The organism is Bartonella gabonensis, assembly GCF_903679515.1.
Taxonomy (GTDB): Bacteria; Pseudomonadota; Alphaproteobacteria; order Rhizobiales; family Rhizobiaceae; genus Bartonella; species Bartonella gabonensis.
Map to the genome: position 1 here is coordinate 1 of NZ_CAHOYM010000044.1, position 9985 is coordinate 9985.

General features: G+C 35.0%; 10 protein-coding genes. 5 read left to right on the plus strand and 5 right to left on the minus strand.

What is annotated here, in order from left to right:
- Positions 1-392 precede the first annotated feature (392 nt).
- Positions 393-605 (plus strand): DUF3126 family protein, encoded by a 213-nt coding sequence (locus HWX04_RS07170; RefSeq protein ID WP_005773530.1) that lies wholly within the window; start codon positions 393-395, stop codon positions 603-605.
- Positions 606-648: 43 nt separating this feature from the next.
- On the opposite strand, the gene radC is transcribed toward HWX04_RS07170, so the two are convergent.
- From radC to sfsA, 3 genes are read right to left on the minus strand one after another with little or no spacing between them, the layout of a single operon-like run.
- A complete protein-coding gene (radC, locus tag HWX04_RS07175) occupies positions 649-1443 on the minus strand; it encodes a RadC family protein (RefSeq protein ID WP_175869466.1) in 795 nt (264 codons plus the stop codon).
- 17 nt (positions 1444-1460) lie between these two features.
- The gene (map, locus tag HWX04_RS07180) at positions 1461-2291 is read right to left on the minus strand and encodes a type I methionyl aminopeptidase (protein ID WP_175869467.1); all 831 of its coding nucleotides are present in this window, start codon (positions 2289-2291) and stop codon (positions 1461-1463) included.
- Positions 2284-3000 (minus strand): DNA/RNA nuclease SfsA, encoded by a 717-nt coding sequence (gene sfsA, locus HWX04_RS07185; protein WP_175869468.1) that lies wholly within the window; start codon positions 2998-3000, stop codon positions 2284-2286. The genes map and sfsA overlap by 8 nt, the downstream gene beginning before the upstream one ends.
- A 301-nt stretch (positions 3001-3301) precedes the next feature.
- Here sfsA and HWX04_RS07190 point away from each other — a divergent pair, with 301 nt between their 5' ends.
- The 4 genes from HWX04_RS07190 to ttcA all read left to right on the plus strand — a co-directional run bounded on the left by HWX04_RS07190 (position 3302) and on the right by ttcA (position 6885).
- Positions 3302-4132, plus strand: a complete 831-nt coding sequence (locus HWX04_RS07190; RefSeq protein ID WP_175869469.1) for an RNA methyltransferase — start codon at positions 3302-3304, stop codon at positions 4130-4132.
- Positions 4132-4959, plus strand: a complete 828-nt coding sequence (murI, locus tag HWX04_RS07195) for a glutamate racemase (RefSeq protein WP_175869470.1) — start codon at positions 4132-4134, stop codon at positions 4957-4959. The genes HWX04_RS07190 and murI overlap by 1 nt, the downstream gene beginning before the upstream one ends.
- A 170-nt stretch (positions 4960-5129) precedes the next feature.
- Positions 5130-5747 (plus strand): 30S ribosomal protein S4, encoded by a 618-nt coding sequence (gene rpsD / locus HWX04_RS07200; protein WP_175869471.1) that lies wholly within the window; start codon positions 5130-5132, stop codon positions 5745-5747.
- A 262-nt stretch (positions 5748-6009) separates the two neighbouring features.
- Complete coding sequence (gene ttcA, locus HWX04_RS07205; RefSeq protein ID WP_175869472.1) at positions 6010-6885, plus strand: tRNA 2-thiocytidine(32) synthetase TtcA; 876 nt, start codon at positions 6010-6012, stop codon at positions 6883-6885.
- 467 nt (positions 6886-7352) lie between these two features.
- Here ttcA and rimO read toward each other — a convergent pair whose 3' ends face one another.
- Positions 7353-8666 carry a 30S ribosomal protein S12 methylthiotransferase RimO gene (gene rimO, locus HWX04_RS07210; protein ID WP_175869473.1) on the minus strand — a complete coding sequence of 438 codons (1314 nt, stop codon included), beginning with the start codon at positions 8664-8666 and terminating at the stop codon, positions 7353-7355.
- A 465-nt stretch (positions 8667-9131) separates the two neighbouring features.
- On the minus strand, positions 9132-9842 hold the full coding sequence (lexA, locus tag HWX04_RS07215; RefSeq protein ID WP_175869474.1) for a transcriptional repressor LexA: 711 nt from the start codon (positions 9840-9842) through the stop codon (positions 9132-9134).
- Between the last annotated feature and the right edge of the window lie 143 nt (positions 9843-9985).

Here is a 9985-nt window from a genome sequence, read left to right on the forward strand (position 1 = left end):
CAATAATATTTTATACTAAAAACTATAGTTTTAAATAAAAAATGATTATAATTTTAGTTTTCTATAGAATGGTAAAAATTATAAATCGTTGATTAATTTTTCTTCTAAACATGTATCATAAATGCAGATGCCTAAAATCGGAGATAAAGTAAAATTACTAAAAATATACAGTTTTCTGCCATTTTTTTATCTATACGGGTATATTTAATAATGATAGACTCATTTTTAAAAAGTTCTTTATGAATATATTAAAGAAAGAGCTATAAATATATGTAATATTAAGTCAATATTCAAAAATTAAGCTTTTTTACTGGCTTTTACAGAATCAGAGAAGTGTCTTATTTGCGCGACACGCAATTATTTTAATCGTCTCAAAAAAACAGGAGAGAATAGTGAATGCTGATGAAATAAAAAAACTTGATAATTATTTAAAAAATACATTCCAAAACTCAGCATTGCAGGTTAGAGCACGGCCTAAAAAAGATGATTCTTGTGAGGTTTATATGGGGGATGAATTTTTAGGCGTTATTTATCGAGATGAAGATGAAGATGAACTGTCCTATAATTTCTCAATGGCTATATTGGATATTGATTTGGAAAATTGATTTGCTATTCATCTCCGAATGAATCCTTTTTTATCCATAAAGTTTATATAAGTTTTAATGCTTTAAAACTTGTATGGTTGTGGCGTGCAATAATAAGGTGATCATGGATCGTAATGCCTAATGCATTTGCTGCATCTTTTAATCTGTATGTCATTGTTATATCTGCATCAGAGGGGGTGGAATCACCAGAGGGATGATTGTGGACTAAGATAAGCCCTGATGCAGATAACTCTAAAGCGCGAGAAATAACTTCACGAGGATAAACAGGGGTATGATCAATGGTTCCAGTTTGTTGTACTTCATCGGCAAGTAAGCCGTTTTTCTTATCGAGAAATAAAATACGAAATTGTTCACGCGTTTCGTGAGCCATAACCGCTTTACAATAAGCTAATACTTTATCCCATGATGAAAAAATATCGCGTTTAAACAACTCTGCACGAGCAAGACGTCCAGCAACATCTGAAATAATTTTTAAATCAATTGCAGTTGCAGGACCACATCCCTGAACCTCTTGAAGTCGATGAATATCAGCGCCCAGCACATCAGCTAATGAACCAAAATGTACTATCAAATTTTTAGCTATAGGTTTTGTGTTTGCACGGGGTATTGTGCGAAAAAGTAATAATTCAAGATATTCATAATCTTCAAGTGCATTTCCTTTTGACTTTAAATAGCGTTTTCGAAGACGTTCACGATGTCCTTGATAATGTTTATTAAGCTGTGCGTTTTTCTTAGGCTCTTTACTTTTTCTTTCTGATACTGGGGTAAGTGGAGAATTTGATGTTAATGCAAAGTGATCACTTTGAATATCTTCCTTTTGCTTTAATTTTTTAGTCATAACATCTCTACAGTGTATTAGGTCTGCAAATTTGGAATATAAAAAATATTTTTAGGCGATTGTGTAAATATTTCATACCCTTCATTTGTTACACCAATTGTATGTTCATATTGTGCTGTCAAAGAGCGGTCACGGGTAACAGCAGTCCAACCGTCAGATAAAATCTTAACTTGTGGTTTACCAAGATTAATCATAGGTTCAATCGTAAACATCATTCCTTGTTTTAATTCGATTCCTTCTCCAGGATTTCCATAATGGAGAATATTGGGGGCATCATGAAAAAGCTGGCCGATACCATGTCCACAAAAATCTCTCACAATTGAGCACCGTTCAGATTCTGCATACTGTTGAATGGCTGCACCAATATCACCTGTTGTTGCTCCAGGTTTAACGACAGCGATTCCTCTCATAAGACTTTCATAGGTTATTTGTAAAAGGCGTTCTGCAGCACGTCTGATTTTTCCGACAGGATACATGCGGCTTGAATCACCATGCCAACCATCAAGAATAAAAGTTACATCAACATTCACAATATCGCCTTCTTGCAGAGGTCTTTTGTTGGGAATACCATGACAGACAACGTGATTGATAGATGTACAGCATGAATGGCTGTATCCATGATAATTTAAGTCAGCAGGAAGAGCTCCTTTTTGTACACCAAAAGTAAATACAAAATCATCAATTTCTTGCGTAGTGACGCCAGGTTTAATAATATCCGTAAGTGCATCAAGACATTCTGCAGCAATACGACCGACTTCACGCATTTTAGCAAAAGCATAGTCATCGAAAATGCGAATTTTCCCATTAAATTTTAAAGGGGTTTTATTATATTCAATATACTCAATCATTGTTTTTTCTGTTTTCTATTTTTACTCTCTGAATCGGAAAAATGCCTTCTACACTTACGTGACACTTTACAGCATAACATTCTACCCCTGATTTTAATGCTAAATCAAACTTACGTCCATAGAGTGGATCAAGGTCATGACAAATTGTAAAAGCTGTACAATCTTCTCGTTGAATAACATAAAGCATAGCAGCTCGTTTTCCTTGTTGTACGACTTGTATGAGTTCTTCAAGGTGACGTGTCCCCCGTTTTGTCTGGGTATCAGGAAATTCTGCTAATCCTTTTTGACGAATAAAATGAACATTTTTGACTTCTAGGTAACAATCAGGAAGAATGCCATCCTGTAAAAGAAAGTCAATTCGTGATTGTGTTCCATAGCGTTGTTCTTTTAAAATTGTTTTATATCCACTTAATTCTGGTAGTAATCCATTTTGAATTGCTTCTAAGGCTAGTTTATTAGGTAAAGTGGTATTAATGCCAACCAAAGTATTATCGGATTCAACAATTTCTAATTGATAGGCATATTTTCTCTTGGTGTTGTTATGATATGAAACCCAAATATTGGCGTTGGAAGCTGTTAATCCAAGCATTGATCCTGTATTAGGTACCGACACAGTGAAGACATCTTGATCATCTTGTTTAACATCTGCAAGAAAACGTTTATAACGGCGGATAAGCTTTGCAGGAAAAAGTTTGGGAATAAAGTGCATATTCCTTTTTTAAGATTTATGATTTCATAATTCAACTGAGATTATAATTTGTAGAGGCTATTTCCTATTAAAAAATATAATATTGATGTAAAAAACGCTACGATATCTTATATAAATTGTTATAAACTCCATCGTTCACTTTGACGGCTTTTAAAATTTATTATGAGGGAATCTGCGCTCTTTGAGTGAAAAAATAGTATTGTCTATAATTTATTATTAAACAGCATTAGAGTACTTTAGAAGAAAGTTGTGTTAAAAAATAGTGGAGACGGAGTTCGTTAAATGAAACTAGGTAAGATTTATGGCTGGAACGAACAAGAATCGTGAAAATTTAACAAATGGTCCCATTATTATTTTAGTTGAACCGCAGCTTCCTGAAAATATTGGTATGGTTGCAAGGGCAATGGCAAATTTTGGTCTCTCTAAGCTTCGGCTTGTCAACCCCCGAGAAACATTTCCAAATGAAAAAGCTAGAGCTGCTGCAAGTAAAGCTGATCATGTCATTAACAACACCGTTATTTTTGACACATTGCGTGCTTCAATTGCGGATTTACATTATGTTTTTGCTACAACAGCACGTGAAAGATGTGGATTTAAACCTGTAAAAAGTGCTGTTGAAGCAGCAACTGTACTCCGTCAGCGTGAAAATATCGGACATAAAACAGGTATTGTCTTTGGAAGAGAGAGATGGGGACTAGAAAATGATGAAATCAGCCTTGTTGATGAAATCATCACTTTTCCAGTTAATCCTGCTTTTGCATCACTTAATATTGCGCAAGCGGCTCTTTTGATGTCTTACGAATGGATGAAGACTGGTCTAGAAAATGTGAACGATACAGCATTTCGTGCAGCAGAGATGGAACCTGCAAATAAAACAGTGTTTCATGGTTTTTTATCTCAATTAGAAGAGGCTTTGGATATCCGAGGGTATTTTAGACCCCGAGAACGAAAAGAGGTTATGCTTACAAATTTGCGTTCTGTTTTTACGCGCGCTAACTTTAGTGAATCTGAAGTTCGGTTATTGCGAGGCGTTATATCTTCATTAGATCATTTTTCTCCACAATATCCACGGGGGAGTAGAGCACCTACAGAGCGCGATCGTCAAAAAATTAAAAATAAGTGTGAAAACTGATGGATGAACGGCTTGTTCTTTTTTTTGATAGTGGTATTGGTGGTTTGACAGTATTGAGGGAAGCGCGCGTTCTTATCCCTGAAATACAATTTATTTATGTAGCTGATGATGCAGGATTTCCCTATGGCAATTGGGAAGAAAATGTTTTAAAACAACACGTTTTAAAGATTTTTACAAATCTTTTAACAAGCTATAACCCTGCTTTATGTGTGATTGCTTGCAACACTGTTTCTACACTGATGATGGCTGATTTACGGTACAATTTTCCTCATGTCCCTTTCGTAGGCACAGTTCCTGCAATTAAATCAGCTGCTGAACAAACAAAATCTGGTTTTATTTCCGTATTAGCGACTCCTGGAACAGTTAAACGTGCCTACACAAATGAATTAATTAATTCTTTTGCTGGGCAGTGTCATGTTCAGCTTGTAGGAAGTGAAAAGCTTGCTGGATTTGCTGAAGATTATTTACGAGGAAAATCTATCGATTCAGAAGCGTTAAGAAAAGAAATTCTGCCATGCTTTGTGAAAAAAAATGGCAAGTATACTGATGTTATTGTTTTAGCCTGCACTCATTATCCTTTTTTGATGAAATTCTTTCTTGAACAAGCTTTATGGTCTGTTGGATGGATTGATCCAGCAAAAGCGATCGCCAAACATATCAGATCATTATTGCCATTGTCGGAAAAAATACATCAACAGCCCGTAAAGAAATATCAAGATTTTGCGTTGCTGACATCGAAAAATATCACTTCTTCAACGGAACATTTGTTAAAAGGATTTGGCTTAAAACTCATGAAAGGAGTTGACTTTGAGATACGGGATCAATAAAGGTACTCTAGCTATTTTTTCAGGAAAATGGCAGTAATTGACGTGTCCCGTGGATAACTTTACATATTGAGATGTTGAGCTATTCTGTCAGTCTTTTGTATTTAAAGGCAGAGGAGGGCGCGTTTCCTTGGGATCTTAAAGATCTCGTTTTTCATTTTAAAGGAAATGCGATGAGTAAACGCGAAACAACAAAATATAAAATTGACCGACGTATGGGAGAAAATATTTGGGGTCGTCCAAAATCTCCCGTCAATCGTCGTGATTATGGTCCAGGTCAACATGGACAGCGCCGTAAAGGAAAACTTTCTGACTATGGGGTGCAATTGCGCGCTAAACAGAAGTTGAAAGGGTTTTATGGAGATATTTCAGAAAAGCAATTTCATAAAACTTATGTGGAAGCTGCACGTCGTCGAGGTGATACAGGTGAAAATCTTATTGGTCTTTTAGAATCACGTTTGGATGCTGTTGTCTATCGTGCGAAATTTGTACCTACGATTTTTGCTTCTCGACAATTTATTAATCATGGTCATGTGAATGTAAATGGGCGACGTACAAATATTCAATCATATCGTTGTAAGCCAGGTGATGTTATTGAGGTTCGGGAAAAATCAAAACAGCTTGTTTTGATTTTAGAATCAGTACAATTGGCTGAACGTGATGTCCCTGATTATATTGAATCCGATCATAAACAGATGAAAGCGACCTTTACACGTATTCCTGCTTTTGCAGATGTTCCTTATGCTGTGCAAATGGAACCTAATTTGGTCGTTGAATTTTATTCTCGATAATTTTTTATGAGAAAAGTTGTTTCTCTTCTATTGTTATAATTTCAGACTATATTGTGTTGTTTTTATAATCTTTGAAGTTAACAAATATTTTGTGAATGGTTCTATATTAAGTTTATTGCACTATTCTAGTGTTATAAGCTTATATAGTTCCATTTCTTTTTTTCATATCTATTTTTATAAATTCAAAAAATATAAATATAAGCTTACTTTATATTTATTCTGTCTTTGCAAAACGAGCTATTACTTGTGCAGGTATGGTCTTATGAATGGTGTTTCTGTTGAATATCAGGCAATAGAAGAAAACGAAAAAAAAGATGATCTTTTGGTAAGCACAGCAGATGATTGTCATCCCATATTTCGGCGAGCTCCTTCAAGTGTGGAATTTAATAAATTGCGCAAACGGCTTTTGCGTCATATGCGGCAAGCTTTGGATGATTTTTCTATGCTCTCTACTGGAAAAAAATGGCTTGTTGCTTTATCGGGTGGAAAAGACTCTTATGGTTTATTAGCACTTCTTTTAGATTTAAAGTGGCGTGGTCTTTTACCCATTGAAATTCTTGCTTGTAATCTTGATCAAGGACAACCAGGATTCCCTAAACATATTCTTCCAGACTTTTTGAGTTCTTATAAAATTCCCTATCGTATTGAATATCAAGATACTTATTCCATTGTTACAGAAAAATTGGCAGAGACACAGACATATTGTTCACTCTGCTCTCGATTGAGACGTGGTAATCTCTATCGCATTGCACGTGAAGAGGGGTGTTCTGCATTAATTTTAGGGCATCATCGTGATGATGTTTTGGAAACATTTTTTATGAATTTGTTTCACGGTGGCCGCTTAGCCGCTATGCCTGGAAAACTTAAAAATGATGAAGGAGATCTTTTTGTGTTACGTCCTCTTGTCTATGCCGCTGAAGAAGATATGGAAAAATTTTCTCAAGCAATGCAATTTCCTGTTATTCCTTGTAATCTTTGCGGTAGTCAAGATGGTTTACAACGTAATGCAATGAAAGAAATGCTGAAAAATATCGAACGACAAATGCCAGGACGTAAGGATACAATGATTCGCGCTTTAACGAATGTGCGCCCAAGTCACTTGCTTGATAAAAAATTCTTTGATTTTAAAACGTGTTAATAAAAATGAGATATCAAAAAATAAGTTCAAAGAATTTAAGATAAGATACTTATTTATAATGATAATTTATTGCTTTGCAATTAACAACCGTAGGAGTTTTATTTCAAATTTTCTCATTTCTATCCATAAAAAACATCCCCTGCATATCACAAGCAGAGCTCTTGTATGCATAAAACACAATTTAAAAAGCTTCCTTTAAATAAGCAATGATTTTATTGCAATATGGAAAACGAGAAAATGACATGATAGCAAGATTATCGGTTTTTTCTTTTTTTAAATGAGGGATCCTTGTAGATTTTATCTTATCCCGTTATGCTGTAAAATACCATCATTTAGGGCAGGGATTGTCCATAAATCCTCATGAAGTCAGTCACATAAGTCATTGCCCCCTATTGCGAGCAGTTTCTTTTTTATAAACCAACTCTGATGGAAAACTTCGCCATTGGGGATGGGAAGAAGTTAAATTTTTAAACTGCTATACCATAAAGATCATAGGCATCTGATTGTTCGATTTTAACGGTGACAAATTCACCGACACGCAAGGGGCGTCGTGATGATATATGGACAACACCATCTATTTCTGGAGCATCGTATTGACTACGACCTTTGGCTACTTTTCCTTGACTTTCATCGATCAGGACCAAGAGTCTTTTTCCAATTTTTTTCTTTAAAAGATGTGTAGAAATTTGTTGTTGTTTTGCCATAAAACGATGCCAGCGGTTTTCTTTCACGTCTTCAGGAATATTTTCTAATCTCAAATCATTTGCAACAGCCCCTTTTACTTCTTCATATTTAAAGCATCCAGCGCGTTCAATTTTTGCTTCTTCTAGCCATTCTAGCAGCATATTAAAATCCTCATTTGTTTCGCCTGGAAATCCGACAATAAATGTTGATCGTAAAGCGAGATCTGGACATATTTTTCGCCACTTTTCAATTCTACGGTTTGTTTTTTCCATAAGAGCAGGACGCTTCATATGACGCAAAACAGTCGGTGATGCATGCTGAAAAGGAATATCCAGATAAGGGAGAATTTTTTTTGCTGCCATAAGTTCGATAACTTCGTCCACATGGGGATAAGGATAAACGTAATGCATACGTATCCAAATACCCATATTACCTAGTTCGCGACACAGATCAAAGAATTTCGTTTTGATTGTGCGATCTTTCCAAGAATTTTCGAGATATTTAAGATCAATACCATAAGCACTCGTATCTTGTGAAATAACCAAAAGCTCTTTTACACCCGCTTGTACAAGTTTTTCAGCTTCGCGAAGAACATCACTGATGGGGCGTGAAGTAAGATCACCACGCAGTGTAGGGATAATACAAAAACTACATCTGTTAGAACATCCTTCAGAAATTTTTAAGTAGGCGTAATGGCGAGGAGTTAAACGAATACCTTGGGGAGGAACTAAATCAAGAAAAGGATCATGAACAGGAGGAATTGCTGTATGAACAGCTTGTATAACACTCTCATAAGCTTGTGGTCCTGTAATGGCTAATACATTAGGGTATGCTTGGCGAATAACATCAGGATCAGCACCAAGACACCCTGTTACAATGACTTTTCCATTTTTTTTGAGAGCTTCATCAATATTGGCTAATGATTCTTTTCTGGCAGAGTCAAGAAAGCCACAGGTATTCACAATAACGACATCAGCTCCTTGATGTTGACGTGAAATTTCATACCCTTCAGAGCGGAGGCTTGTAATAATTCGCTCAGAATCTACGAGTGCTTTTGGGCATCCGAGAGAGACAAAACTAATACGAGGTGCTACCATGATAATCCTATAATTACTATGAACGATTGCGTTCCGCTTTTATTGACTTAAAAAGTGGATAGATGTTTTTTATTTTAATATAACAACCTGTTATAAATTTATTTGATTTTTTTCTACAATATTTTTTGTATGCTTATAATTTTATCTTATTATGCTGTCAAATGCTGTTATTGAGGGCTATGATATAAGATAAAATCTTTTAAAGTATTCAAGTTCTTTTAGAGTACGGGGAGAATATTTTTAAGTTTACTTATCAAGTCTTTCGTAAGTGAAAAACAAATATACAGAGGGAAGAGTGGAAGTAAAAACCGTTCGATAAGGATTTGAATTGTTTATAGACCGAATTGAACCTTATTCTTTTGCTGTGTGAGGAAAGCTAATTGCGTATGGCACAATAAAAAAATACGCAACAAGTTTTTTTACTGTATTTTATTGCGATATCTATTGCATATATGGGTTTATTCTTTAATATTTGCGAATAAGTCCGGTAAGTTTGCCTTGTATTTCTACACGCTCGGATTTGTATGTACGTACTTCGTAGTGAGGATTAGCGGCTTCTAATGCAACAGAGGTTCCTTTTCGTCGATAACGTTTTAATGTTGCCTCTTTTTTATCAATAAATGCGACAATAATTTCACCTGATATTGCTGTATTTTGACGTTTTACAATAATCGTATCTTTATCAAAGATACCAGCCTCTACCATAGAATTATCTTTAACTTCTAATGCATAGTGCTCACCTGTATTAACCATATCGTGCGGGAGAGACAGTGTGCTTATTTGTTGTAGTATAGCAGAGGCGGGAACGCTCGCAGAAATACGTCCCATAATGGGAATTGTAATATTTTTTTCTTCTTCCTCAAACTTACCAAGATTAGCGAAGTTTTTTGATATTTTACCTCTATTTTTTTCTATCATACTGGGAGAAATTTTACGTGCTAGAGAAAGGTTAAATGTTATTTTCTCAGGAAGGCGAATCACTTCCACTGCACGAGCACGATTGGGCAAACGACGTATAAAACCTCGTTGTTCTAAGGCTATAATAAGCTTATGAATACCAGATTTTGAAGAAAGTTCTAAAGCAATTTTCATTTCTTCAAAAGAAGGAGGAACACCTGTTTCTTTTATATGATTGTGAATAAACAAGAGTAACTCATATTGTTTACAAGTAAGCATTCAATGTTCCAATCGAAAGAATAAAAAAGATTACAGTAAAAAATACGTGTGTATATAATAACTCTATATTTTTTTCACTAAATAAAAATTATTTTCTTTATTTTTGATCTTATAAGTGAAGTTAATGGCAATATATTTATTTA